This window comes from Duganella sp. sic0402 (genome assembly GCF_019219065.1).
Lineage (GTDB): Bacteria > Pseudomonadota > Gammaproteobacteria > Burkholderiales > Burkholderiaceae_D > Rugamonas.
The window spans coordinates 130,204-153,347 of record NZ_JAHUWK010000008.1 but is presented as its reverse complement, the minus strand read 5'-3'; the positions used below and the strand labels follow the sequence as shown (position 1 = coordinate 153,347).

Annotated in this window: 25 protein-coding genes; 13 read left to right on the top strand and 12 right to left on the bottom strand. The window is 63.0% G+C overall.

Annotated features, from left to right (window positions below; genetic code table 11):
* The first annotated feature begins 219 nt into the window (after positions 1 to 219).
* The 4 genes from KW842_RS19155 to KW842_RS19140 all read left to right on the top strand — a co-directional run bounded on the left by KW842_RS19155 (position 220) and on the right by KW842_RS19140 (position 4,093).
* On the top strand, positions 220 to 483 hold the full coding sequence (locus KW842_RS19155) for an exodeoxyribonuclease VII small subunit (protein ID WP_218305717.1): 264 nt from the start codon (positions 220 to 222) through the stop codon (positions 481 to 483).
* Positions 480 to 1,370, top strand: a complete 891-nt coding sequence (locus tag KW842_RS19150; protein ID WP_218305716.1) for a polyprenyl synthetase family protein — start codon at positions 480 to 482, stop codon at positions 1,368 to 1,370. The genes KW842_RS19155 and KW842_RS19150 overlap by 4 nt, the downstream gene beginning before the upstream one ends.
* Positions 1,371 to 3,242: a 1-deoxy-D-xylulose-5-phosphate synthase gene (gene dxs, locus KW842_RS19145; protein WP_218305715.1), complete on the top strand. Its 1,872-nt coding sequence runs from the start codon at positions 1,371 to 1,373 to the stop codon at positions 3,240 to 3,242.
* Between the two features lie 104 nt (positions 3,243 to 3,346).
* The gene (locus tag KW842_RS19140; protein WP_218305714.1) at positions 3,347 to 4,093 is read left to right on the top strand and encodes a M48 family metalloprotease; all 747 of its coding nucleotides are present in this window, start codon (positions 3,347 to 3,349) and stop codon (positions 4,091 to 4,093) included.
* Here KW842_RS19140 and KW842_RS19135 read toward each other — a convergent pair.
* Both KW842_RS19135 and KW842_RS19130 read right to left on the bottom strand, forming a co-directional pair.
* On the bottom strand, positions 4,090 to 4,644 hold the full coding sequence (locus KW842_RS19135; RefSeq protein WP_218305713.1) for a cob(I)yrinic acid a,c-diamide adenosyltransferase: 555 nt from the start codon (positions 4,642 to 4,644) through the stop codon (positions 4,090 to 4,092). The two genes, KW842_RS19140 and KW842_RS19135, sit on opposite strands and share 4 nt — an antisense overlap.
* Before the next feature lie 5 nt (positions 4,645 to 4,649).
* On the bottom strand, positions 4,650 to 5,207 hold the full coding sequence (locus KW842_RS19130) for a suppressor of fused domain protein (RefSeq protein ID WP_218305712.1): 558 nt from the start codon (positions 5,205 to 5,207) through the stop codon (positions 4,650 to 4,652).
* Between the two features lie 98 nt (positions 5,208 to 5,305).
* Here KW842_RS19130 and KW842_RS19125 point away from each other — a divergent pair, with 98 nt between their 5' ends.
* Genes KW842_RS19125 through glcF form a run of 3 tightly spaced genes read left to right on the top strand, consistent with a single transcriptional unit; the run spans position 5,306 to position 9,049 of the window.
* Positions 5,306 to 6,784: an FAD-linked oxidase C-terminal domain-containing protein gene (locus KW842_RS19125; RefSeq protein ID WP_218305711.1), complete on the top strand. Its 1,479-nt coding sequence runs from the start codon at positions 5,306 to 5,308 to the stop codon at positions 6,782 to 6,784.
* 2 nt (positions 6,785 to 6,786) lie between these two features.
* On the top strand, positions 6,787 to 7,833 hold the full coding sequence (glcE, locus tag KW842_RS19120; RefSeq protein ID WP_218305710.1) for a glycolate oxidase subunit GlcE: 1,047 nt from the start codon (positions 6,787 to 6,789) through the stop codon (positions 7,831 to 7,833).
* Positions 7,823 to 9,049, top strand: a complete 1,227-nt coding sequence (glcF, locus tag KW842_RS19115; protein WP_218305709.1) for a glycolate oxidase subunit GlcF — start codon at positions 7,823 to 7,825, stop codon at positions 9,047 to 9,049. Before glcE ends, glcF begins: the two co-directional genes overlap by 11 nt.
* Here the strand turns inward: glcF and KW842_RS19110 are convergent.
* The 4 genes from KW842_RS19110 to KW842_RS19095 all read right to left on the bottom strand — a co-directional run bounded on the left by KW842_RS19110 (position 9,041) and on the right by KW842_RS19095 (position 14,468).
* A complete protein-coding gene (locus KW842_RS19110) occupies positions 9,041 to 11,467 on the bottom strand; it encodes a bifunctional diguanylate cyclase/phosphodiesterase (RefSeq protein WP_229223790.1) in 2,427 nt (808 codons plus the stop codon). The two genes, glcF and KW842_RS19110, sit on opposite strands and share 9 nt — an antisense overlap.
* 234 nt (positions 11,468 to 11,701) lie before the next feature.
* Entirely contained in the window at positions 11,702 to 12,187 is a 486-nt protein-coding gene (locus tag KW842_RS19105) for a glutathione peroxidase (RefSeq protein WP_218305707.1), read from the bottom strand.
* Positions 12,187 to 13,323 carry a PilT/PilU family type 4a pilus ATPase gene (locus KW842_RS19100; RefSeq protein ID WP_218305706.1) on the bottom strand — a complete coding sequence of 379 codons (1,137 nt, stop codon included), beginning with the start codon at positions 13,321 to 13,323 and terminating at the stop codon, positions 12,187 to 12,189. Before KW842_RS19100 ends, KW842_RS19105 begins: the two co-directional genes overlap by 1 nt.
* Before the next feature lie 101 nt (positions 13,324 to 13,424).
* On the bottom strand, positions 13,425 to 14,468 hold the full coding sequence (locus KW842_RS19095) for a type IV pilus twitching motility protein PilT (protein WP_218305705.1): 1,044 nt from the start codon (positions 14,466 to 14,468) through the stop codon (positions 13,425 to 13,427).
* 60 nt (positions 14,469 to 14,528) lie between these two features.
* Here KW842_RS19095 and KW842_RS19090 point away from each other — a divergent pair, with 60 nt between their 5' ends.
* Together KW842_RS19090 and proC are read left to right on the top strand one after the other, a co-directional pair.
* Positions 14,529 to 15,233 carry a YggS family pyridoxal phosphate-dependent enzyme gene (locus KW842_RS19090; protein ID WP_218305849.1) on the top strand — a complete coding sequence of 235 codons (705 nt, stop codon included), beginning with the start codon at positions 14,529 to 14,531 and terminating at the stop codon, positions 15,231 to 15,233.
* A 3-nt stretch (positions 15,234 to 15,236) separates the two neighbouring features.
* The gene (gene proC / locus KW842_RS19085; protein ID WP_218305704.1) at positions 15,237 to 16,058 is read left to right on the top strand and encodes a pyrroline-5-carboxylate reductase; all 822 of its coding nucleotides are present in this window, start codon (positions 15,237 to 15,239) and stop codon (positions 16,056 to 16,058) included.
* 1 nt (position 16,059) lies between these two features.
* Here proC and KW842_RS19080 read toward each other — a convergent pair whose 3' ends face one another.
* The 3 genes from KW842_RS19080 to KW842_RS19070 all read right to left on the bottom strand — a co-directional run bounded on the left by KW842_RS19080 (position 16,060) and on the right by KW842_RS19070 (position 18,336).
* Entirely contained in the window at positions 16,060 to 16,395 is a 336-nt protein-coding gene (locus tag KW842_RS19080) for a YqjD family protein (protein WP_218305703.1), read from the bottom strand.
* Between the two features lie 84 nt (positions 16,396 to 16,479).
* A complete protein-coding gene (gene ubiA, locus KW842_RS19075; protein ID WP_218305702.1) occupies positions 16,480 to 17,334 on the bottom strand; it encodes a 4-hydroxybenzoate octaprenyltransferase in 855 nt (284 codons plus the stop codon).
* Positions 17,335 to 17,400: 66 nt separating this feature from the next.
* Positions 17,401 to 18,336 carry a hydrogen peroxide-inducible genes activator gene (locus tag KW842_RS19070; RefSeq protein ID WP_218305701.1) on the bottom strand — a complete coding sequence of 312 codons (936 nt, stop codon included), beginning with the start codon at positions 18,334 to 18,336 and terminating at the stop codon, positions 17,401 to 17,403.
* A 110-nt stretch (positions 18,337 to 18,446) separates the two neighbouring features.
* On the opposite strand from KW842_RS19070, the gene KW842_RS19065 reads away from it, so the two are divergent.
* Genes KW842_RS19065 through KW842_RS19050 form a run of 4 tightly spaced genes read left to right on the top strand, consistent with a single transcriptional unit; the run spans position 18,447 to position 21,446 of the window.
* The gene (locus KW842_RS19065) at positions 18,447 to 19,622 is read left to right on the top strand and encodes a PilT/PilU family type 4a pilus ATPase (RefSeq protein WP_218305700.1); all 1,176 of its coding nucleotides are present in this window, start codon (positions 18,447 to 18,449) and stop codon (positions 19,620 to 19,622) included.
* A 6-nt stretch (positions 19,623 to 19,628) separates the two neighbouring features.
* Positions 19,629 to 20,111: a D-glycero-beta-D-manno-heptose 1-phosphate adenylyltransferase gene (gene rfaE2, locus KW842_RS19060; RefSeq protein ID WP_218305699.1), complete on the top strand. Its 483-nt coding sequence runs from the start codon at positions 19,629 to 19,631 to the stop codon at positions 20,109 to 20,111.
* Positions 20,108 to 20,401 carry a hypothetical protein gene (locus tag KW842_RS19055; protein ID WP_218305698.1) on the top strand — a complete coding sequence of 98 codons (294 nt, stop codon included), beginning with the start codon at positions 20,108 to 20,110 and terminating at the stop codon, positions 20,399 to 20,401. Before rfaE2 ends, KW842_RS19055 begins: the two co-directional genes overlap by 4 nt.
* Positions 20,394 to 21,446 (top strand): helix-turn-helix domain-containing protein, encoded by a 1,053-nt coding sequence (locus tag KW842_RS19050; RefSeq protein ID WP_218305697.1) that lies wholly within the window; start codon positions 20,394 to 20,396, stop codon positions 21,444 to 21,446. The genes KW842_RS19055 and KW842_RS19050 overlap by 8 nt, the downstream gene beginning before the upstream one ends.
* Here KW842_RS19050 and KW842_RS19045 read toward each other — a convergent pair.
* The 3 genes from KW842_RS19045 to KW842_RS19035 are packed head-to-tail and all read right to left on the bottom strand — an operon-like array spanning position 21,439 to position 23,109.
* A complete protein-coding gene (locus tag KW842_RS19045) occupies positions 21,439 to 21,975 on the bottom strand; it encodes a phage tail protein (protein WP_218305696.1) in 537 nt (178 codons plus the stop codon). The genes KW842_RS19050 and KW842_RS19045 overlap by 8 nt on opposite strands.
* Before the next feature lie 7 nt (positions 21,976 to 21,982).
* Positions 21,983 to 22,540, bottom strand: coding sequence for a phage tail protein (locus tag KW842_RS19040; protein WP_218305695.1), 558 nt, complete (start codon positions 22,538 to 22,540; stop codon positions 21,983 to 21,985).
* A 23-nt stretch (positions 22,541 to 22,563) separates the two neighbouring features.
* A complete protein-coding gene (locus KW842_RS19035) occupies positions 22,564 to 23,109 on the bottom strand; it encodes a phage tail protein (RefSeq protein ID WP_218305694.1) in 546 nt (181 codons plus the stop codon).
* Between the last annotated feature and the right edge of the window lie 35 nt (positions 23,110 to 23,144).

The window sequence follows — 23,144 nt, the reverse complement described above, 5'->3', positions numbered from 1 at the left end:
CGGCGATTATACCGTGTTTTACTCTCAAGAGGCAGCCTGATGTGCTCGTTTATTGTGCGAAAACTTGCAATTCCTGCATGCTTGTACGGCAAATGGGGGCGATTGCGCTAAAATCCAGAGCTGGCTGCTAATGTTCCACGGGATAAGGTGGTTTGTTCTAAAATACCGGGCTACACTGCGCAGGCCATGCATTGTTGTGCCAAAGATAACTGAATAACTATGTCTAAGAAATTAACTGCCGACGCGACCGCCGCCGCCCTCGCTCCCGCTTCGTTTGAAGAAGCGATGGCGGAACTGGCACAACTGGTCGCGCAAATGGAAGCAGGCCAATTGCCGCTGGACGCTTCGGTGGCCGCCTATGCGCGCGGCTCGGAGCTGGTGAAGTTCTGCGCCGCCCAGCTGGAAAAAGTCGAATCCCAGGTCAAAGTGCTGGAAGGCGAGATGCTCAAGCCCTTCGTCGCCACCGGTGAGGGTGAACAATGAGCGCCGCTTTCGACGACTGGATGAAAACCGTGCAGGCAGGATCGGAAAACGATTTATCCGCTTTCCTGCCGGCCGCCGACGTGATCCCGGCCAAGCTGCACGAAGCCATGCGCTATGCGCTGCTGGGCGGTGGCAAGCGCGTGCGTCCGCTGCTGGTGTATGCGGCCGGCACGCTGTTTGGCGCCGACGCCAACACGCTGAGCCGCGCTGCGGCTGCAGTGGAAATGATCCACGCCTATTCGCTGGTGCACGACGATATGCCGTGCATGGACGACGACGAACTGCGTCGCGGCAAGCCTACCGTGCATGTGGCTTATGACGAAGCGACCGCGCTGCTGGTCGGCGACGCGCTGCAATCGCAAGCCTTTGTGGTGCTGTCCGAAGCGGACGGCGTGCCGCCGGCGCGCGTGCTGGCGATGCTGCGTTTGCTGGGCACTGCGTCCGGCTCGGCCGGCATGTGCGGCGGCCAGGCGATCGACCTGGATAGCGTCGGCATCAGCCTGACTTTGGCCCAGCTGGAGCAGATGCATCAGCTGAAGACCGGCGCACTGCTGCGCGCCTCGGTGGTGCTGGGCGCGCTGGCCGGCAAGGATTTGACGGAGCAAGAATTGAGCGCGCTGAATGTCTATGCGCGCGCCATCGGCCTGGCGTTCCAGGTGGTGGACGATGTGCTCGACGCGACGGCCGATTCGGCCACGCTGGGCAAAACCGCCGGCAAGGACGCCGCCGACAACAAGCCGACCTATGTATCCATCCTGGGTCTGGAACCGTCGCGCGCGCTGGCGGAACAATTGCGGCTCGAAGCGCACGCAGCGCTCGAACCGTTTGGAGATAAAGCTTTGCGATTACGCGAACTCGCGGATTTGATCGTGCAGCGGAAGGCATAAATGAACTTGCTCGAAAAAATACATTCCCCGGCCGATGTACGCAAACTGCCGTACAACCAACTGACGCCGCTGGCGCATGAGCTGCGCGCCTACCTGCTCGATTCCGTGTCGAAGACCGGCGGCCACCTGTCGTCCAACCTGGGCACGGTGGAGCTGACGGTGGCGCTGCACTATGTGTTCAACACGCCGCACGACCGCATCGTCTGGGACGTGGGCCACCAGACCTATTCGCACAAGATTCTGACCGGCCGCCGCGACCGCATGCATACGCTGCGCCAGATGGACGGCATCTCCGGCTTCCCGAAACGCGACGAATCCGAATACGACACTTTTGGCACCGCGCACTCGTCGACTTCGATCTCGGCGGCGCTGGGCATGGCGCAGGCGGCCAAGATCAAGGGCGAGCACCGCCACGCCATCGCCGTCATCGGCGACGGCTCGATGACCGCCGGCATGGCGTTCGAGGCGCTGAACAACGCCGGCGTGCAGGATGATGTCAACCTGCTGGTGATCCTCAACGATAACGATATGTCGATCTCGCCGCCGGTGGGTGCGCTGAACCGCTACCTGGCGCGGCTGATGTCCGGCCAGTTCTATGCGGCCGCCAAGAACGTCGGCAAGTCGGTGCTGCCTGGTCCGGTGCTGGAGCTGGCGAAGAAGCTGGAGGAACATGCCAAGGGCATGGTGGTGCCAGCCACGATGTTCGAGGAATTCGGCTTCAACTACATCGGCCCGATCGATGGCCACGACCTGGATTCGCTGATTCCAACGCTGCAGAACATCAAGCAGCTGAAAGGCCCGCAGTTCCTGCACGTCGTCACCAAGAAAGGCCAGGGCTACAAGCTGGCCGAGGCCGAGCCTATCCTGTACCACGGCACCGGCAAGTTCAATCCGGCCGAAGGCATCAAGCCGGCCGCCGCGCCATCGAAGAAAACCTATACCGAGGTATTCGGCGACTGGCTGTGCGATATGGCCGCCGCCGACAAGAAGCTGGTCGGCATTACGCCGGCCATGCGCGAAGGTTCGGGCATGGTGCGCTTCGATCAGGAATATCCGGACCGCTACTTCGACGTCGGCATCGCCGAGCAGCATTCGGTGACCTTCGCCGCCGGCCTGGCCTGCGAAAGCCTGAAGCCGGTGGTAGCGATTTACTCGACCTTCCTGCAGCGCGCATACGATCAGCTGATCCACGACGTGGCGCTGCAAAACCTGGACGTGACCTTTGCGCTGGACCGTGCCGGCCTGGTGGGCGCCGATGGCGCCACCCACGCCGGTAATTATGACCTGGCTTACCTGCGCTGCATCCCGAATATGGTGGTGATGGCTGCATCGGACGAAAACGAATGCCGTCAGATGCTGACCACCGGCTATCACTACAACGGCCCGGCCGCAATCCGCTATCCACGCGGCGCCGGCGTTGGCGCGGCGATCAAACCGGAACTCACCACGATCGCCATCGGCAAGGGCGAAATCAAGCGCTCGGGCCAGAAGATCGCCATCCTGGCGTTTGGCTCGATGGTGGCGCCTTCGCTGGCCGCCGGCGAAACGCTGAACGCCACGGTGGCCAATATGCGCTTCGTCAAGCCGCTCGATGTGGAACTGGTGAAGCAGCTGGCGGCCGATCACGATTATTTCGTGACCGTCGAAGAAGGTTGCATCATGGGCGGCGCCGGCGCGGCCGTGGCGGAAGCGCTGGCGGAAGCAGGCATCGTCAAACCGGTGCTGATGCTTGGCCTGCCTGACAAGTTTATCGATCATGGCGATCCGGCCAAGCTGCTGGCCGGCGTCGGCCTGGACGCCGCCGGCATTACCGCGTCGATCAAGCAGCGCTACCTGAGCGACGAACCGCGTCTGGTTGTGAATAACGGCTGATTGTTGTTTTGCCGCGGAAAAGCCGCCTTCGGGCGGCTTTTTTCTTGTGCGCGGAGGATTCGTGTCCTAACTTGATATAAACAGTTTATCCCGTTTATATCGCCATGCATGCTTTTTCCTCGATGACCGCCTGTCTGCTGCTGGCCTGCGCCGCCGCCCATGCCCAGGTGCCGGAGTCCGGCCGCGCGCAGGAGCTGCTGTTCAGCGCGGAAGAGGTGGACGCCAGCATGGAAGACCGCTATATCGACCGCACCGTCGACCTGGCTGCGGCTGGCAAGCTGGATGAGGATCGCCGCCTGCTGGCGCGGCTGCGCTACATCAGCACGGAATTGATACGGGTGGCGGTTCAGCTGAAACCGGAGGCGGCGCAATGGCAGTGGAAGTTACACACCACCAGTGATCCTGAGGTGGAGGCCATCTGCATGGCTGGCGGCAAAATGTTGGTCGGTAGTGCTTTTGTGCGCCGCCTGGAGCTGAGCGATGGCGAGCTGGCGATGCTGCTGGCGCATGAAGTGGCGCACGCGCTGGCTGAACATCATCGTGAGACGTTTTCGGAGGCGCTGCTGCTGAACCGCCACCCGGCCGTGCCGCTGGAGGTGGTGATGGCACGGCTGGACAGCGACCTGTCACTGCAAATCCGCCTGTCCAGATTATCCAGCTTGCAGGAGTCCGAGGCTGATCAGCTGGGTATGATACTGGCGTATCGCGCGGGCTGGGCGGCTACGGATATCGTCAGCTTCTACCGCAAGCTGTCCTCCGACGAGCAGGTGGCGCTGATTTCCAGCGCCTATCCGGCCAGCGCGTCGCGCCTCAGCATGGCGCAGGGGATGGCGCGGCTATTCGATGATTAATCGCGCTTGCGCTGGTGCTGCCACAGCACATCGGTGCCGCCGGCATGACGGTTCAACACGCGCGACAACACAAACAGCAGATCCGACAGGCGGTTGACGTACTGGCGCGGATGCGCATGAATGGTTTCCGCCTTGCCCAGTGTGACCATGGCGCGTTCCGCGCGCCGGCAGACGGTGCGGCAGACGTGCGCCTGCGCCGCCGCGCGCGAGCCGGCCGGCAGAATGAACTCCGTCAGCGGCGGCAGCGTGGCGTTGTACTTGGCCAGCAGCGCATCGAGGCGTTCGACGTGCGCTTCCTTGATCATCTGGTAGCCGGGAATGCACAGCTCGCCGCCCAGGTCGAACAGATCGTGCTGGATGGTGACCAGTTCATCGCGCAGATCGGCCGGCATGTCTTCGCACAGCAGCAGGCCGAGATGCGAGTTCAGTTCATCCACCTCGCCGATGGCGGTGATGCGCACGCTATCCTTGTCGGTGCGGCTGCCGTCACCAAGCCCGGTGGTGCCGCCATCACCGGTGCGGGTGGCGATTTTCGAGAGTCGGTTGCCCATGCTGTTCAGTCCTTGGTGGCGATGCTGGCGCGGCGCGGATTGTAGGGATCGAAGCCTGGCGTATTCCAGAAATCCATCAGGCCCTTGGTTTCGTACAGCGGCACTTCCTCATCATACATGGGGAACAGGCCGGCCAGGAAGATGGTGCGGTCTGGCAGCTCGAATTTGACCTGCTCGTCGTTCATGTATTGCGGACGGTAGACAAAGCAGGCGTTCATCGCGCTATCTTTGGACATAGGCTGGTCCAGCTTGAACGACGCCTGATAATGGAACGCACTATCGTTAAAGAACGACTGCGCGATGTAGGCGGCGGCGCTGCCCCAGCCGGCGTCCCTGGTGTGCAGCGTGAAGCTCAGTTCTGGCTTGCCATTGACCCAGCTTGGATGGGTGGCGTTGGACAGGCCGGCGGTGACCGCAGTCAGCATCCCCGTTGCCGGGAAGTCCTCGAAGTAATACACCAGCATGCGAGGCCGTCCATCCAGCGCGACCTGGGCGATCTTGCCCTGCACGCCAAAACGCTGTTCCAAGGCCAGGAGCCAGTCCTGTTCAAAATTCTGTTCCATAATCCGCTTTAAAGGTGTGATGTAGCTGCGCTCCGAAGAATACAACAAATCGGCGGCGGATTTGGCTTCGGACGGAGGTTTGTGCTTACAATGGCCCCATGAACAACGTTTCCGACCTCGGCTCCCGACGCGCGCAGGTGGCTGCGGCACTGCAGCATGCGCTGCCTGCGCGCGCCGTGTTGTCGGCGCCGGAGGATACCCGCCCCTACGAGTGCGACGGGCTGGCTGCGTATCGCCAGTTGCCGATGATTGTGGTGCTGCCGGACAGCGAGGCGCAGGTGCTGGCGGTGCTGAACATCTGCCGCGCGCTGGGCGTTCCGGTGGTGCCGCGCGGCGCTGGCACCGGCTTGTCCGGCGGCGCGATGCCAATTGCCGATGGCGTGGTGCTGTCCACTGCGCGCCTGAACCGCATCGTGCGCATGGATGCATATTCGCGCACGGCGGTGGTGCAGCCGGGCGTGCGCAATCTGGCGATTTCCGAGGCGGCCGCGCAATACGGTTTGTACTATGCGCCCGATCCGTCGTCGCAGATCGCCTGCACCATCGGCGGCAATGTGGCGGAGAACTCGGGCGGCGTGCATTGCCTGAAGTATGGCCTGACCGTGCACAACGTGCTGCGCGCGCGGGTGGTGACGATTGATGGCGAGGTGGTGGAGCTGGGCAGCGAAGCGCCGGACGCGCCGGGACTGGATCTGCTGTCGGTATTCATCGGTTCCGAGGGCATGCTGGGCATCGTTACCGAGGTGACGGTGAAGCTGGTGCCCAAGCCGGCCACCGCGCGCGTGATCATGGCCTCGTTCGACGAGGTCGTGAAGGGCTGCCACGCGGTGGCGGCGCTGATCGCCGCCGGCATCATCCCGGCCGGCCTGGAAATGATGGACCAGACTTCCTCACGCATGGTGGAGCCCTTCGTCAAGGCGGGCTACGATACCGAGGCCGCCGCCATCCTGCTGTGCGAAGCGGATGGCACGGTAGAGGAAGTGGAAGAGGAAATCGCACGCATGACGGCGGTACTGAACACGGCCGGCGCGATTGCGATTGCCGTGTCGCAGACCGAGGCGGAGCGGCTGAAGTTCTGGTCCGGCCGCAAAAACGCGTTCCCTGCCGCCGGCCGCATTTCGCCGGACTACTACTGCATGGATGGCACCATACCGCGCAAGCGCCTCGGCGAAGTGTTGGCGGGCATCGCCGCGATGGAAAGCAAATATGGCCTGCGCTGCGCCAATGTATTCCATGCCGGCGATGGCAATCTGCATCCGCTGATCCTGTTCAATGCGAATATTCCGGATGAGTTCGAGCGCGCCGAAGCGTTTGGTGCGGAGATCCTGGCGCTGTGCGTGGCGGTCGGCGGTACCATCACCGGTGAGCATGGCGTCGGCATCGAGAAGATTGATTCGATGTGCGTGCAGTTCACACCGGCCGAGCTGGAGGCGTTCTTCTCTGTCAAGCGCAGCTTCGATCCGCATGGCCTGCTGAATCCTGATAAGGCGATTCCCACGCTGCACCGCTGCGCCGAATTCGGCAAGATGCGCGTCAGCGGCGGCGCGTTGCCGTTCGCTCACCTTCCGCGTTTCTGACGATGACAGCCACGACCGATTTCGCCGACCGCATCCGCGCTGCCAGTGCAGCAGGCACGCCATTGCGCCTGCGTGGCGGCGGCAGCAAGGACTGGTATGGCCAGTCGATGCAAGGCGAGCTGCTGGATACGCGGGCGTATGCTGGCGTCATTGCCTATGAGCCGACGGAGCTGGTGATGACGGCGCGCTGCGGCACGCCGCTGGCGGAAATCGAAGCCTTGCTGGCGCAGCACAATCAGATGCTGGCGTTCGAGCCGCCGCGTTTCGACGGCGCGACGATAGGCGGCGTGGTTGCCAGTGCCTTGTCCGGCCCGCGCCGCGCAAGCGCCGGTGCGGTGCGCGACTTCGTGCTTGGCGCGGTGCTGATGGATGGCCGTGGCGAGGTGCTGCGCTTCGGCGGACAGGTGATGAAGAACGTGGCGGGCTACGATGTGTCGCGGCTGCTGGCCGGTTCGCTTGGCACGCTGGGCTTGATATTGGAGGTGTCGCTGAAGGTGCTGCCGGCACCGTTGCGCGAAACCAGCCTGCGGTTTGAGATGAGCGAGATCGATGCGCTGGCGCGGCTGAACGAATGGGCGGGCCAGCCTTTGCCGATATCGGCCAGCTGCTGGCATCGCGGTATGTTATCGCTGCGCCTGTCCGGCGCGGAAGCCGCCGTGGCTGCGGCGCAGCGTAAGCTGGGCGGCGAGGCGGCCGATGCAGCGCTGTGGGCGTCGTTGCGCGATCAGGTCCATCCGCATTTCAGCGGCGGCGGCTTGTGGCGGCTGTCATTGCCATCGCACGCCAGCGCGATCATTTTGCGCGGCGAACAGCTGATTGAATGGGGGGGAGCGCAGCGCTGGCTGAAAGTGGATGACGCGGCCCAGGCGGACAGCATACGCCGCAGCGTGGCGGCGGCAGGCGGCCACGCGACTTTATATCGTGGCGGCGACAAGGACGTTGGCGTGTTCCATCCACTGGCGCCGGCGGTGGCGAAGATACACCAGCGCTTGAAGCATGCCTTCGATCCTGCCGGGATCTTCAATCCGGGGCGCATGTATGCAAACTAATCTGGCCGATTTCATCAAGCACACGCGTGAAGGCGAGGAGGCCGAGGCCATATTGCGCGCCTGCGTGCACTGCGGCTTTTGCACGGCCACCTGTCCGACCTATCAGCTGCTGGGCGATGAGCTGGACGGCCCGCGTGGACGCATCTATCTGATCAAGCAGGTGCTGGAAGGCGCGCCGGTCACCGGCAGTACCCAGCTGCATCTGGACCGTTGCCTGACCTGCCGCAATTGCGAAACCACCTGTCCGTCCGGCGTGCAGTACGGCCGGCTGGTGGACATCGGGCGCAAGGTGGTGGAGCAGCGCGTCAAGCGGCCGCTGCGGGAACGCATCAAGCGCAGGCTGTTGATCGAAGGCCTGACGCGCAAGAACGTGTTTGGTGCCCTGCTGCGGGCAGGGCAGGTGTTTCGTCCGCTGCTGTCGCCGGCCTTGCAGGACAAGCTGCCGCGCCGCCAGAACGCAGGCGTCTGGCCCACGCGCGAGCATGCGCGCAAGATGCTGGTGCTGGAAGGCTGCGCGCAGCCGGCCATGGCGCCGAATATCAATGCCGCCACGGCGCGGGTGCTGGATGCGCTGGGCGTGCAGCTGATGGTCGCGCCCACGGCGGGCTGCTGCGGCGCGTTGCGCCACCATATGAATCAGCAGGAGGCGGCGCTGGACGATATGCGCCGCAATATCGATGCGTGGTGGCCTTGGGCGGAAGCCGGCAAGGTCGAGGCCATCGTCATGACCGCGTCCGGCTGTGGTGCGACAGTGAAGGAGTACGGCCATCTGCTGGCGCACGATCCGGCCTATGCCGCCAAGGCTGCGCGCATCTCTGCGCTGACGCGCGACCTGAGCGAAATCATGCCGGAGTTCGAGCCGCAACTGGCGCGTCGCGCGCAGCGCAGCGGGGCGGGGCGCGTCGTCTACCATCCACCGTGCACGCTGCAACATGGCCAGCAAATTCGCGGCAAGGTCGAAAGTGTGCTGCGCGCCGCCGGCGTCGATGTGGTGTTATGCGCCGAGAGTCATTTGTGCTGCGGCTCGGCAGGCAGCTACTCGCTGTTGCAGCCGGAGTTATCGCTACAGCTGCGCGACCGTAAACTGGAACACCTGCACGAGACAGGCGCGCACACCATCGTCTCCGCCAATGCCGGCTGCACCGCGCATCTGCAATCCGGCACCGAAACGCCGGTGCTGCACTGGATCGAACTGCTGGAACGCGTCTTAAATTAAAGCCAGCTGCGAGGTGCCGCCGGCCGGCTCCGCGTGCAGGCTGACGATAGGCGGCAGATCGGCGGCGGCCTGCCACACAGGCGCTGTATCAAAGCTGGCCACCCACGACAGCACCTCGTCCGCCGGCATCGGCCGCGCAATGCCATAGCCCTGCACCAGATCGCAGCCCAGGCGCATCAGCATGGCGCCGTGTTCGATCGTCTCGACGCCCTCGGCGATCACGCCCAGGCCGAACGAGCGCGCCAGTCCGATCACCGCGTTGACCAGGTACAGGTCGTCGCGGTCCACCAGCATATTGCGCACGAAGCTCTGGTCGATTTTCAGGATGTCCGCCGGCAGGCGCTTCAGGTAGGACATCGACGAGTAGCCGGTGCCAAAATCGTCCAGCGCAAAACTGATGCCCAGCGCCTGGCAATCCAGCATGATGCTGCGCACATGGCTGATGTCGCTCAGCGCCGACGATTCCAGGATCTCCAGCTCCAGCATGTGCGGCGGCACGTCCGGGAACTCGGCCAGGATGGCGGTCAGCCGCTCGACAAAATCGTGATGCTGGAAATGGCGGGCCGCGATGTTCACGCTGATCACCCAGCCGGCGTCGAAGGCGCGCCACGACTGCAACTGGCTCAGCGCCTCGCGCAGCACCCATTCGCCGATGTCCACGATCACATCGCTGTGCTCGACGATGGGCAGGAACTCGCCGGGCGGGATGACGCCGCGCAGTGGATGCTCCCAGCGTACCAGCGCCTCCATGCCGATGATGCGGCCCTGGCGCATATCCAGCTTGGGCTGGTAGTACAGCACCAGCTCATTGGCGCGCACCGCCGCGCGCACTTCGGTGCGGCGGTTGTGGTGGGTGCGCACCTGTTCATCCAGGTCTGCGTCGAAGAAGTGATGGCGGTTGCGGCCGGTGATCTTGGCCTGGTACAGCGCCTGGTCGGCGTGGCGCAGCAGGCTGTCGGCGCTGATGTCGTTGCCGGTGTAGACGGCGATGCCGACACTGGCCGACATGCTGACCGCTTTGCCGTCGCACACGTAGTCACGCGCCAACGCGGCCATCAGCTTGCCCATCGCGTATTCGATGGCGGCACGGTCGTTCAACTCCGGCAGCAGCAGCACGAATTCATCGCCGCCGAGGCGCGCTACATAGTGGCGCTGGCCGGCAAAATCATGCAGGCGGCTGGCGGCCTGCTTCAGAATCTCGTCGCCGACAGCCTGGCCCATGGACTGGTTCACATGCTGGAAATGGTCCATATCGAACAGGCACACCGCCAGCAGGTGATTGTGCTCGCGCGCGCGCTCCACTTCCTGTTCGAAGCGCAGCGCCAGCGCGGCGCGGTTGGGCAGGCCGGTCAGAATGTCGTGATTGCTCTGCCAGGAAATCTGCTGCATCAGCTGGCGGCGCTCGGTCACGTCGCGGAACACCAGCACCGAGCCTTGTACCTCGCCTTGCGGCGTGCGGATGGCGTTGGCGGTGTACTCCACGGTGCAGGTCTTGCCGAGCGGCGTGCGCAGGCTCTGGTTGCCGACCTTGACCACCTCGCCGCCGGCGTAAATCTGCCGCATGGTCTTCAGCAGCGAGTGCTGGCCGAAGTTATTCGCCAGCACAAACACCTGGTGCAGCTCCATGCCGCGCGCGCGCGATTCCGGCCAGCCGGTCAACTGCTGCGCCACTTCGTTGATGGTGTCGATTCTGCCGGTCAGGTCGGTGGTGATGACGGCGTCGCCGATGGAGGCCAGCGTCACTTCGATGCGGTCCTTCTCCACCTGTAGCTGCCGTTGCGCCAGCAGCGTGCGCGCCAGCTGTGCGCTCAGGTCATTCTGGCTTTGCTGTAGCTTGTGCACCAGCGCCTGCACGCGCTGCGCCATATTGTTGAAGGTGGAGGCCAGCGTGCGTGCTTCCAGCGTGCCGCTGACCGGCAGCCGCACATCGTGCTCGCCGGCCTGAAAGCGGTTGGTGGCATCGGCCAGGCGTTGCAGCATGCGCTTGTTGGCGAAGATGATCATGCCCAGCAGCGTGTAGATCACCAGCACGTTGAAGATCGAGATGGCGGCCTGCTGGTGTACCACGCGCCACACGCCGTTCAGCGGCCGCGCCGGTTCAAAGGTGAGCGCCAGCGACGCGCTTTCGATGGTGATATTGCGCTGCAGTTTGCCGATCGGGGCGACGCGCGGGAACCAGTCAGGATATTGCGGCTCGACGCCGGCGCGGCGCTGTGATTCCAGATGGCCGCCGGCATAGTCGAGGCGGATGTCGCTCAGGTCGGCGTTGAGCAGCAGCGCATCGGACAGGGCCGCGTCCAGGCTGGCGCGGTCGGCCCGTTGCAGTGCTGGCTGCAAGCTCTTTTGCAAATGCGCGGCCAGCTCGCTGGCTTCATGCTGATAGCGGGCGCTGGCATAGGAGGTCTCGGACTCCACCATCAGGTGATATCGCACACACACGACCACCGCAATAATCACAAAGATGGGCACAAACAACCTGGAGTACATTCCCATCCGCAGCCAACGCGATACAAGTTTTCCGATTAAGGACATAGCGACTGATTCGACAGGATACGACCAAAGTTCATTATTACCTAAAAGTCAATCCGCGCCACGATTTTCGGAAAACGTTTTCATTATTTAACTTTTGTAGTGGACATTCTGTTGCCGAAATCACTCAGCTAATAGCTTTTCGATATCAGAAATCAGCTCTTCGGGTTTGGTTGCAGGGGCGTAGCGGTTGTAGACCGTGCCGTCCTTGCGGATCAGAAACTTTGTAAAATTCCATTTGATACCTTCGGTGCCAAGGATGCCGGGCGCATCCTTTTTCAGCTTCTGGAACAGCGGATGGGCATGCGTGCCGTTGACATCGATCTTGGCGAACAGCGGGAAAGTGACGCCGTAGTTCTTCTCGCAGAATGCGCCGATCTCGTCGGCGGCGCCCGGTTCCTGCGCACCGAACTGGTTGCAGGGGAAGCCCAGCACTTCCACGCCTTTGTCCTTGAATTGCTGGTAGACCGCTTCCAGGCCCTGGTACTGCGGCGTGAAGCCGCACTTGCTGGCGGTGTTGACGATCAGCAGGACCTTGCCCTTGTACTGGCTCAGGCTGACAGGTTGGCCGGACAGGCTGTCGGCGGAGATGTCGAAGATTGTGCTCATTAAATGATTCCCAAATGTTCGGTGCCGGCGGACAGGTCGCGGTTCTTCGCGGCTTTGCCCTCCAGCTTGATGGCCAGGCGCAGGTCGTTGACCGAGTCGGCGTTGCGCAGCGCGTCCTCGTAAGTAATCAGATCGGCTTCGTGCAGGTCGAACAGCGACTGGTCGAAAGTCTGCATGCCCAGTTCGCGCGATTTTTTCATCAGCTCCTTGATCTCGTGTACCTGGCCCTTGAAGATCAGGTCCGAGATCAGCGGCGAATTGAGCAGGATTTCGATGGCCACGGCGCGGCCTTTTTCTTCCTTCTTCGGGATCAGGCGCTGCGAGATCATGCCTTTCAGATTCAGCGACAAGTCCATCAGCAACTGCTGGCGGCGCTCCTCGGGGAAGAAATTGATGATGCGGTCGAGCGCCTGATTGGCGCTGTTGGCGTGCAGCGTGGCCAGGCACAGGTGGCCGGTTTCGGCGAAGGCGATGGCGTGGTCCATGGTTGCGCGGTCGCGGATCTCGCCGATCTGGATCACGTCCGGCGCCTGGCGCAGCGTGTTCTTCAGCGCCACCTCCCAGTCGTCGGTATCGACGCCGACTTCGCGCTGGGTGACGATGCAATTCTTGTGCGGGTGGACGTATTCGACCGGGTCTTCGATGGTGATGATGTGGCCGTAGCTGTTTTCATTGCGGTAGCCGACCATGGCCGCCAGCGTGGTCGACTTGCCGGAACCGGTGGCGCCGACCATGATCACCAGGCCGCGCTTGGCCATCACCACCTCTTTCAGTACTTCGGGCAGGCCCAGGTCTTCCAGCTTGGGAATTTCGGAGGTGATGGTCCGCAGCACCATGCCGACCGAACTCATCTGCACAAACGCGGAGACGCGGAAGCGGCCGATATCGCCGGGGCTGATGGCGAAGTTGGCTTCCTTGCTCAGCTCGAAGCCGGCAGCCTGCTTGTCGCTCATGATGGAGCGCGCCAGGTCCAGCGTATGCGCGGCGGTCAGCACCTGGGCCGACACCGGCGTCATCTTGCCATCAATCTTGATCGCAGGCGGAAAGCCGGCGGTGATAAACAAGTCCGATCCCTTCTTGGCCAACATCAGGCGCAGCAGGTCGAACATGAATTTAGAAGCCTGGTCGCGTTCCATTCTGATTCCTTAATACCGATTCAAATCCGGGGTCAGTTCCGCCAAATGTACATGAGCTCGTGTACGTTTGGCAGAACTGACCCCGGCGTTGACCCCGGCGTTTAGCCGGGGAAGTTCTCCGGGGATTTGGCGGCGGCGCGGGCGGCGCTGCTGCTGATGAGGTTGCGGCGAACCAGGTCGGTGAGGTTCTGGTCCAGCGTCTGCATGCCGACGTTGCTGCCGGTCTGGATCGCCGAGTACATCTGCGCCACTTTGGCTTCGCGGATCAGGTTGCGGATCGCCGGCGTCGCCACCATGATTTCGTGGGCGGCCACGCGGCCTGCGCCGTCCTTGGTTTTCAGCAGCGTTTGCGAGATGACCGCTTGCAGCGATTCGGAGAGCATGGCGCGCACCATTTCTTTTTCGTCGGCCGGGAACACGTCGACGATGCGGTCGATGGTTTTTGCCGCCGACGAGGTGTGCAGCGTGCCGAACACCAGGTGGCCGGTCTCGGCAGCCGACAAGGCCAGGCGGATGGTTTCCAGGTCGCGCAGCTCGCCGACCAGGATGCAGTCCGGGTCTTCGCGCAGCGCCGAACGCAGCGCGTTGTTGAAGGACAGCGTGTGCGGCCCGACTTCGCGCTGGTTGATCAGGCATTTCTTGGATTCGTGCACGAATTCGATCGGGTCTTCAATCGTCAGGATGTGGCCGTACTCGTTTTCGTTGAGGTGGTTGACCATGGCCGCCAGCGTGGTCGATTTGCCGGAGCCGGTCGGGCCGGTCACCAGTACCAGGCCGCGCGGCTTCAGCGCGAAATCGGCAAAGATTTTCGGCGCGTTGAGCTCTTCCAGCGTCAGGATTTTCGACGGAATCGTGCGCAGCACCGCCGAGGCGCCGCGCTCCTGGTTGTAGGCGTTGACGCGGAAGCGCGCCAGGCCGGGGATCGAGAACGAGAAGTCGATCTCCAGCATTTCTTCGTAGACCTTGCGCTGGCCATCGTTCATGATGTCGTAGATCATGCCATGCACATCTTTGTGCTCCAGCGGCGGCAGGTTGATGCGCCGCACGTCGCCGTGCACCCGTATCATCGGCGGCAGGCCGGCTGACAGGTGCAGGTCCGAGGCCTTGTTCTTGACCGAGAATGCGAGTAGTTCCGAGATGTCCATTTATAATCCCTGTGCCCCGAAGTATATGTGGCCTGTTATAACGATCTTTACTCGATGATTATGTCCCTGATCCGCCAGAACTTGCAAGCCATCACCGCGACAATTGTTGCTGCTACCCAAGAATCTCAGCGTCCGGCCGGCGCCGTGCAATTGCTGGCCGTGTCCAAGACCTTTGGGCCGGAGGCGGTGCTGGAGGCGGTCGCGGCCGGCCAGCGGGCGTTCGGCGAGAACTATTTGCAGGAAGGACTGGACAAGATCCGCGCCGTGCAAGAGGCGGGGGCGCCGGCGCTGGAGTGGCATTTCATCGGCCCGATTCAAAGCAATAAGACGCGCCCGATCGCGGAGAACTTTGCTTGGGTGCATACGGTCGAGCGCGAGAAGATCGCGCAGCGGCTGTCGGAGCAGCGGCCGGACGGTATGCCGCCGCTACAGATTTGCCTGCAAGTGAATATCAGCGGCGAAGCCAGCAAGAGCGGCGCCGCCCCGGAAGAAGTGGCGGCGCTGGCCCACAAGGTCGCCGCGCTGCCGAATCTGACACTGCGCGGCCTGATGGCGATCCCTGAGCCGGCCGAGGCGTTTGCGCAGCAGCGCGCGGCGTTTGCCCAGCTGCGGACTATTTATGAACAATTGCGCGCCGATGGACTGGCGCTGGATACGCTGTCGATGGGCATGTCGGCCGATATGCGGGCGGCGATTTTCGAAGGCGCGACCATGGTGCGCGTCGGCAGCGCGATTTTCGGCGCGCGCAACTATCTGAAGGCGTAAGACATGAAAATAGCATTTATCGGCGGCGGCAATATGGCCGCGGCCCTGATCGCAGGGCTGGCCAACAAACTGACCGACGGCGCCAATATCCACGTCGTGGACCCGAACGCGGATGCGCTGGCGCGCTTGCAGAAGCAGTATGGCGTGAGCACCGCCGCCACAGCCGGTGCGGCGCTGGCCGGCGTTGACGCGATCGTGCTGGCGGTCAAGCCGCAAAGCATGCGCGAAGTCAGCGCACAGCTGCTGCCATTGCTTGATACGGCCCGCCGGCCGCTGATCGTCTCGATCGCGGCCGGCATCCGTGGCGCCGACCTGGCGCGCTGGCTGGGCGGCTATGGCGCCATCGTGCGCTGCATGCCAAACACGCCGGCGCTGATTGGCCAGGGGATTACCGGCATGGTGGCGATGGCCGGCGTCAGCGTAGCGCAGACCAGGCTGGCCGATGACATCCTGAAGGCGGTCGGCCCGACTGTATGGCTGGATGATGAAAGCAAGATCGACGCGGTGACAGCGGTGTCCGGCAGCGGTCCGGCCTATGTGTTCTACTTTATTGAAGCGATGCAGCAGGCGGCCGAGGAAATGGGATTGAGCGCGGAGCAGGGCAAGCAGCTGGCCCTGGCCACCTTTACCGGTGCGGCGCAACTGGCGCAGCAATCCAGCGAGCCGGTGTCGCTGCTGCGCGAGCGTGTCACCTCCAAGGGCGGCACGACCTATGCGGCGCTGACCAGCATGGAAGCCAGCGCCGTCAAGGAAAACATCATCAGCGCCATGAAAGCCGCCGCCGCGCGCGGTAAGCAGCTTGGCGACGAACTCGGCCAGGCCTAGTTTATTTGCGGGTGATCAGCACACCCAGCAGCAGGCCGACGGTGGCGCCGATGGTGATGGCTTTCCAAGGATTGTCGTGCACATAGGTGTCGACGCTTTCGACGGCTTCGCGGCTGTGCGCCAGGATGCTGTCTTCCAGCTTGCGCAGGTCGCTGATGGCGGTGCGCAGCGTATCGTCGAAACGGGCGCGCGCTTCGGAGGCGGCTTCGCTGACGTCGTCGGCGCTTTCTTCCAGCCATTTCTCAGCGTCGTTGATGGAACTGCGCAGACCGTCCACCAGCTTGTCGCGGGTGTTGGCGATGGCAGCCTGGGTGTCGGCAATATCGTTCTGGCTCATGGTGACCTCATCTGTATTTGTCGGTTGAAATAACAGTATCGGCGAAGTTGGCGTCTTATGGGCGCGCAATTGCGCGCACTTGATTTAGCGCAGCGCGTAGTCCAGCGCCACCCCGGCAAACACCGCGCCGCCCAGCCAGTTGTTGTGGCGGAAGGCGTACAGGCAAGGCCCGCGCTCGCGGTTGCGGATCAGCGTGTAGTGGTAGCACGCCAGCCCGGCCGCCACCGCCAGCCCGGCGACAAACCACAGCCGCAGGCCCAGCTGCCAGCCGCACACCAGCACCATCGCCAGATGCATCGCGTAGCAGAACATGATGATGGCCACATCGTAGCGGCCGAAGGTGATGGCCGAGGTGCGGATGCCCAGCTTCAGGTCGTCGTCGCGGTCGCACATCGCGTATTCGGTGTCATAGGCCAGCGTCCAGAACACATTGGCGACCAGCAGCAGCCAGGCCACCGGCGGCACATGGCCCTGGATGGCGGCAAACGCCATCGGGATGCCGAAGCCGAAGGCGATGCCCAGGTAGGCCTGCGGAATCGCGAAGAAGCGCTTGGTGTAGGGGTAGGTGCCGGCCAGGATCACCGCCGCCACCGACATCTGCCTGGTCAGCGTGTTCAGCGGCAGGATCAGGCAGAAGGCCAGCAGCGTCAGCACCACGGCGATTGCCACCGCTTCCTTGCCGCTGACGCGGCCGCTGGTGATCGGCCGTTCGGCGGTGCGCTTGACGAATTTGTCAATGTCCTGGTCGGCGTAGTCGTTGATGGCGCAGCCGGCCGAACGCATCAGGAAGGTACCCAGCGTGAAGATCACCAGCAGGCGCCATTCCGGCACGCCGCCGGAGGCGATCCACATTGCCATCAGCGTCGGCCACAGCAGCAGCACGGTGCCGATGGGTTTGTCCATGCGTATCAGTCGGAGGTAAAGCGCCAGCTTGTTCATATGCCACTTCTGCTAACAGGAAAGCGATGATTATCGCAAATCCTGCGCCGGCTGGCTAAATGCGCCTTATTCGTCGGCGCAGAGGGTGGTGATGCCCGGCAGATTGCACGACGACACCACGTCGCACACGGCGTCGATGGCCGCCTTGCGGGTGAAGCTCTTGCGCCAGACGATGACCACGCGGCGCGATGGCGCCGGTTCGTCGAACGGACGGAATTGCAGCATGCCATCCTTGGCATCCATGTCCGGCACCGAGGCGCGCGGCAGCACGGTCAGGCCGATACCGCTGGCCACCATGTGGCGGATGGTTTCCAAAGACGAGCCTTCAAACGTGCGCTGCATGCCATTGCCCGGCGCCGAGAAGCGCGCCATTTCGGGACATACTTCCAGTACCTGGTCGCGGAAGCAGTGTCCGTTACCCAGCAACAGCATATTCTCGGTCTTGAGATCGTCGGCCGGGATCGATTTGCGCTTGGTCCACGGGTGGGCCGACGGCATGGCGACCACGAAAGGCTCGTCATACAACACTTGCATGGCCATACCGTGTTCGGGCAGCGGCAGCGCCATGATGGCGGCGTCCAGCTCGCCCTGGCGCAGCATTTCCAGTAGCTTGACGGTGAAATTCTCTTGCAGTATCAGCGGCATCTGCGGGACTTTGGCGATCATGCCCTTGACCAGCGGCGGCAGCAGGTAAGGGCCGATGGTATAGATCACGCCCAGGCGCAGCGGGCCGGCCAGCGGATCTTTGTTCTGCTTTGCAAGTTCCTTGATGGCGGCGGTCTGTTCGAGCACGCGCTCGGCCTGGGCGACAATTTGCGCGCCCAGCGGCGTGACGGAGATTTCGGCGCCGCCCCGTTCAAACAGGACCACGCCCAGTTCATCTTCGAGTTTCTTGATGGCCACCGAGAGGGTCGGCTGGGCGACATAGCAGGCTTCGGCCGCATGTCCGAAGTGCTTCGCTCGTGCAACAGCGACTATGTATTTCAGTTCAGTCAGTGTCATGAATATATTTGAACACAGGCGATGCTAGTATGCAATAAAGGATGACTAAAGTTGAGCTATTGTAGCGGAATGCCGGCCATATAATGCAGCGTATTCTTGAAAGGCGATGTATGTCCTCCACATTTGCTCCTGAAGAAGCGCAAGCCTATCTGCACAAGCTGCTCAAGGTGATGCATCACGCCGGCGGCTCGGACCTGTTTATTTCCGCCGACTTCCCGCCCAGCATGAAAGCGCAAGGCGCGATGAAGCCGCTGAGCCAGCAAAAGCTGAACAGCGGCGTGACGCGCGCGTTGGCCTTGTCCATCATGAACGGCAAGCAGCAGCGCGAATTCGAGGTTGAGATAGAGTGTAATTTTGCCATCTCATTGCCGGGTGTGTGCCGCTTCCGCGTCAACGTATTTGTGCAGCAGCAGAGCGTGGCGATGGTGATCCGCACCATTGCTTCCGAGATTCCAACGCTGGAAAAGCTGGCGCTGCCGGAGGTACTGAAAGACATCATCATGACCAAGCGCGGGCTGGTGCTGGTGGTAGGCGGCACCGGTTCCGGCAAGTCGACCACGCTGGCGGCGATGATCGATCACCGCAACGCCAACTCGGCCGGCCAAATCATCACGGTGGAAGATCCGGTCGAATATGTGCACAAGAACCAGGGCTGCCTGATCACGCACCGCGAAGTCGGCGTGGACACGCTGTCCTGGCACAACGCGCTGAAGAACACGCTGCGCCAGGCGCCGGACGTGATCCTGATCGGCGAGATCCGCGATACCGAAACCATGGAGCATGCGATTGCCTTCGCCGAAACGGGCCACCTGTGCCTGGGTACGCTGCACGCCAACAACGCCAACCAGACCATGGACCGCATCATCAACTTCTTTCCCGAGGAGCGGCGCAACCAGCTGCTGATGGACTTGTCGTCCAATCTGCGTGCCATCGTCTCGCAGCGGCTGATCCGCACCGAGGATGGCAAGGGCCGCAAGGCAGCGATTGAAATCCTGCTGAATACACCCACCATCGCCGAGATGATCTTCAAAGGTAACTTCCAGTCGATCAAGGAAATCATGCACAAGTCGCGCGAGCTCGGCATGTGTACTTTCGACCAGGCCTTACATGAACTTTATAATAGCGGTTATATTGGCTATGACGAAGCGCTGCGCAACGCCGACTCGGCGAACGGCCTGCGCTTGCAGATCAAGCTGCACAGCAAGCGCGGCGAACCCAAGGAGGGCAGCGCATTCGGCGCGCTGAGCATCGAAGCAGAGCCGACCGACAACGAACCTGACACTTAACAAGCTATGCCTCAATTTGAAGACAAGATCTGCACTCGTGAACAACTGGCGGCGCGTGTCGCCGCGCTGCCGAAACCGGTGGTGCTGACCAACGGCGTGTTCGACCTGCTGCACCGCGGCCACGTCACCTACCTGGCGCAAGCGCGTGCGCTGGGCGCCTCGCTGGTGGTGGCGGCCAATACCGACGCCTCGGTCAAGCGCCTGGGCAAGGGCGACGACCGTCCGCTCAACAACTGCGCCGACCGCATGGCGGTGCTGGCCGCGCTGGAGTCGGTCAGCCTGGTGGTGGACTTCGACGAAGACACGGCGCTGGAAGTGGTGCAGCAGGCACGCCCGGAAATCTATGCCAAGGGCGGCGACTACCAGATGGATGCCATTCCGGAAGGCCAGGCGGTGATCGCCTACGGCGGCCAGGCGGTCGCCATCGACTTTGAACATGACCGCTCGACCACCAAACTGCTGACCAAGGTCCGCGCCTTCAAGGCATGAGACTGCTGCTGATCGCCGTTGCCGCGCTGGTATTTCTCGGCGCATTGTGGGGGCCGGCTTTCGCGCTGGCGCTGCATTATTACAAGCTTGGCGACGCCAGCCCGTTGCGCCAGTTGCGTTTCCTGTATCCGGCGCAGTTGCTGGTGACGGTGGTGCTGGCGTTTGCGGCGGATGTGTTTGGCTTCCGCCAGCCAGCCGCGCTGCTGGCCGGCATCACGCTATGCGTTGGCGCCTGTGGCGCCGGCCTGCTGTGGGTAGTGCGCTGGCTACAGCGTCGGCGCCATGGCTAAGGGCTATACTGCGGCGATGGCGCAGCGCATCGCCGCGCGCGAGCAGCGCTACGCCATGCCGGACGGCGGTGGCGCGCCTTGCCTGCTGCGCCAGCACTTCAGCGTGGCCGGCGAGCGGCGCGACTTGCAGGCGCCGGCCTGGAGCGATTATCTCAGCCGCATCCTTGAGATGCCGGTCAGCCGTGGCCAGCGCGACAGCGGTTTCTTCAGTGAGATGGACACCTATGTGCAGAAAGACATGGTGTTCCTCGACAGCCGCACCGATGCCTTCTGCCAGCGCCGCAACAATGCGCACCTCTCGCGCGATGCCGTGCGGGACTTTGTGTTTCATGTGGCGGTGGAAGGCGTGATTGAAACCGTGACCGGTCCGCAACAGCGCAAGGCCGAGCAGTTCGTACCCGGCATCCTGGCGCTGGACATGGGCCAGCCGATGCAGATGGTGCGCCCCAGCCGCGCGCGGGTACTGGCTTTTTTCGTGCCGCGCGCGCTGGTGGAGGCGCACATCGCCGACGCAGCGGCCATACATGGCCGCGTGCTCAGTTACACCACGCCGCTGACCCGCCTGATCCTCGACCAGCTGATTGTGTTGTGCCGCCAGCTACCGGTGCTGAGTGATGACCAGGCGGCGCAGACGATACGCGCTTGCGCACAATTGATCATCGCGGCTTTTGGCAAACAGGCGCGGCTGGAGGGGGGCGCGCGCGCAGCCGCCAATGCGCTGCGCTTCAATCAGGTGCAGCGCTATATCCAGGCCAATCTGAGCGAGGAAACGCTGTCGCCCGAAGGTGTGCTTGGCTACTTTTCGATCGCCCGGCCGACGCTGTACCGCATGTTCGAGCATGAAGGAGGATTGGGCGCCTATATCCGCCATTGCCGGCTGCGCGAGGCCGCCAGCGAGCTGGTGCGCACGCCCAAAGTGAGCGTGACAGAGATTGCCTACAGCCTGTGTTTCAGCAGCGCTTCCGATTTTATCCGCGCCTTCCGCCGCTGCTACGGCGTGACGCCGCAGGACTTCCGTGCGCAGGCGCTGCTGCGCGCTAGCTGAACTGCGGCGTCTGGCCGCGCAGCGCGATGTAGAAGTGCAAGGCGAGTAGCGGCTGGCGGTTTTCGTGGGGCTCGCCGCCGTTGGAGGCGGCGGCGTTCGGCGCCATCTTGACTGGGGTTGTGCCGGTAGCGGGGGCGAAAATCAGCGCGTTATCCGGCACGCCCAGATAATAGCCGCTGGCCGGCAGGTTGCTCTTGGCTGCGCGCGGCTTCGGCGCGAAAAAACTGATGCCGTGAGCGTGGTCCGGCAACTGGGTCTGATCCAGGGTGACGCTGTTGGCGCCAAAGCGCTCACCCAGCTTGCGGGGCGTCAGTTGCGGACCGGTGCCATGGCCGCACACCGCGCGGCCAGCCAGATTGGGCAGACGGAACTTGTCGACCCCATTGCCGCCATAGGTATTGCCGATCAGCGCGTACAAGCCGGGATGGTCCTTGATGCGGACTTCGGCGCCGTCGCACAAAGCCCAGTCGAGCGGCGCGTAGCCGAAACTGAAAATCTGGATTTCTCCGATATAGGCATCCAACATCATGAACTCCTTAAAGGGCGGCGCGCGGCGGCACGTCGCCGCGCGCGGCGATGCAATACGACGCCGTCAGCGTCGGCATCAGGTTGTCGTGCAGTGCGCCGATGCTGCGGGTCGACAGCGCCGCAACCGAAGCGGCCGACAGCGTGTAGCGGGCGTTCAGATCGACCGCGTCCGGCGCCAGATACATGCCGTCGTTGCCGCTGGGGGCGGCCAGCAGCCGGCCGGTCGGATCGTCGGAGGTGGCCAGCGCGGTGCTGACCAGGTAGGGATGGCTGTGCGGCGGCAGATGGCGTACTTCCAGCGCCACCTGCTCGCTGCCGCCAGCCTGCGCCACAGTGCGCTGGCTGGCGCCGCTGGCTGGCTGCGTGCCCTGGTGAATCGGCAAGCGGCCGCGCAGGTCGGGCACGCCAAAGGTCTCGCCGCCATCGCCGCCATAGGCGGTGCCAAGCAGCATGAATAGATCGGGGTAATGCCCGATCTGGTGCAAGCTGCCGTCGCAGGCCAGCCAGCCGTGCGGTACGCGGCTGAAGGCAAACATGCGGATTTGCCCGATCATCGGAGTATACATCGTGGATTTCCTGTCAGGTTAAGTCAACGTGGCGGCGGGAAGGCGCCCTTGGTGGCGATACAGAAGCTGACCACCAGGAAGGGTTGCATGTTCGGATGGCCGGGATTGCCGCTGGTCGACACCGTCTCGGCGGCCAGCTCGACGGTTGGTGCGCCAGGCTCGGCATATAGCTGGGCACCGGCCGTGCCGCCATTACTTTTCGCCAGCAATGCGCCATTCGGATTACGCAGCGTGCCCAGGCTGGTGCTGGCGACTGGCGTGGCGTGTTGATGCCCAAGCACCTGCGAGGGTTGCAACATCACCGCTTCAGCCCCGGCGCGCTGGTTCGCGGCATACGGCGCGGTGTTCCAGTCCGGATCAGCCGAGGCGCCGGCGCCGACCGGCGTTGCACCGCGCAGGTCGGGTACGCCAAACGTGGTTTTGCCATCGCCGCCATAGCGCGTGCCCAGCAGGCGATGCAGATCTTCGTACTGGCGGATCTGCAGCAGCTGACCATTGCATTGCACGTAGTCCCTCGGCGTGAAGCCGAAGGCGGTCATGATGACCTGGCCAAGATAAGGGGTATCCAATTCTGTTCTCCTTGATGTAGGCGCAGAATATTTGT

Excerpts from the sequence above, each read along its gene's own strand:
- KW842_RS19155 (WP_218305717.1), top strand. The coding sequence starts at position 220 with ATGTCTAAGAAATTAACTGCCGACGCGACCGCCGCCGCCCTCGCTCCC.
- KW842_RS19150 (WP_218305716.1), top strand. The coding sequence starts at position 480 with ATGAGCGCCGCTTTCGACGACTGGATGAAAACCGTGCAGGCAGGATCG.
- dxs (WP_218305715.1), top strand. The coding sequence starts at position 1,371 with ATGAACTTGCTCGAAAAAATACATTCCCCGGCCGATGTACGCAAACTG.
- KW842_RS19140 (WP_218305714.1), top strand. The coding sequence starts at position 3,347 with ATGCATGCTTTTTCCTCGATGACCGCCTGTCTGCTGCTGGCCTGCGCC.
- KW842_RS19135 (WP_218305713.1), bottom strand. The coding sequence starts at position 4,644 with ATGGGCAACCGACTCTCGAAAATCGCCACCCGCACCGGTGATGGCGGC.
- KW842_RS19130 (WP_218305712.1), bottom strand. The coding sequence starts at position 5,207 with ATGGAACAGAATTTTGAACAGGACTGGCTCCTGGCCTTGGAACAGCGT.
- KW842_RS19125 (WP_218305711.1), top strand. The coding sequence starts at position 5,306 with ATGAACAACGTTTCCGACCTCGGCTCCCGACGCGCGCAGGTGGCTGCG.
- glcE (WP_218305710.1), top strand. The coding sequence starts at position 6,787 with ATGACAGCCACGACCGATTTCGCCGACCGCATCCGCGCTGCCAGTGCA.
- glcF (WP_218305709.1), top strand. The coding sequence starts at position 7,823 with ATGCAAACTAATCTGGCCGATTTCATCAAGCACACGCGTGAAGGCGAG.
- KW842_RS19110 (WP_229223790.1), bottom strand. The coding sequence starts at position 11,467 with ATGGTGGAGTCCGAGACCTCCTATGCCAGCGCCCGCTATCAGCATGAA.
- KW842_RS19105 (WP_218305707.1), bottom strand. The coding sequence starts at position 12,187 with ATGAGCACAATCTTCGACATCTCCGCCGACAGCCTGTCCGGCCAACCT.
- KW842_RS19100 (WP_218305706.1), bottom strand. The coding sequence starts at position 13,323 with ATGGAACGCGACCAGGCTTCTAAATTCATGTTCGACCTGCTGCGCCTG.
- KW842_RS19095 (WP_218305705.1), bottom strand. The coding sequence starts at position 14,468 with ATGGACATCTCGGAACTACTCGCATTCTCGGTCAAGAACAAGGCCTCG.
- KW842_RS19090 (WP_218305849.1), top strand. The coding sequence starts at position 14,529 with ATGTCCCTGATCCGCCAGAACTTGCAAGCCATCACCGCGACAATTGTT.
- proC (WP_218305704.1), top strand. The coding sequence starts at position 15,237 with ATGAAAATAGCATTTATCGGCGGCGGCAATATGGCCGCGGCCCTGATC.
- KW842_RS19080 (WP_218305703.1), bottom strand. The coding sequence starts at position 16,395 with ATGAGCCAGAACGATATTGCCGACACCCAGGCTGCCATCGCCAACACC.
- ubiA (WP_218305702.1), bottom strand. The coding sequence starts at position 17,334 with ATGAACAAGCTGGCGCTTTACCTCCGACTGATACGCATGGACAAACCC.
- KW842_RS19070 (WP_218305701.1), bottom strand. The coding sequence starts at position 18,336 with ATGACACTGACTGAACTGAAATACATAGTCGCTGTTGCACGAGCGAAG.
- KW842_RS19065 (WP_218305700.1), top strand. The coding sequence starts at position 18,447 with ATGTCCTCCACATTTGCTCCTGAAGAAGCGCAAGCCTATCTGCACAAG.
- rfaE2 (WP_218305699.1), top strand. The coding sequence starts at position 19,629 with ATGCCTCAATTTGAAGACAAGATCTGCACTCGTGAACAACTGGCGGCG.
- KW842_RS19055 (WP_218305698.1), top strand. The coding sequence starts at position 20,108 with ATGAGACTGCTGCTGATCGCCGTTGCCGCGCTGGTATTTCTCGGCGCA.
- KW842_RS19050 (WP_218305697.1), top strand. The coding sequence starts at position 20,394 with ATGGCTAAGGGCTATACTGCGGCGATGGCGCAGCGCATCGCCGCGCGC.
- KW842_RS19045 (WP_218305696.1), bottom strand. The coding sequence starts at position 21,975 with ATGATGTTGGATGCCTATATCGGAGAAATCCAGATTTTCAGTTTCGGC.
- KW842_RS19040 (WP_218305695.1), bottom strand. The coding sequence starts at position 22,540 with ATGTATACTCCGATGATCGGGCAAATCCGCATGTTTGCCTTCAGCCGC.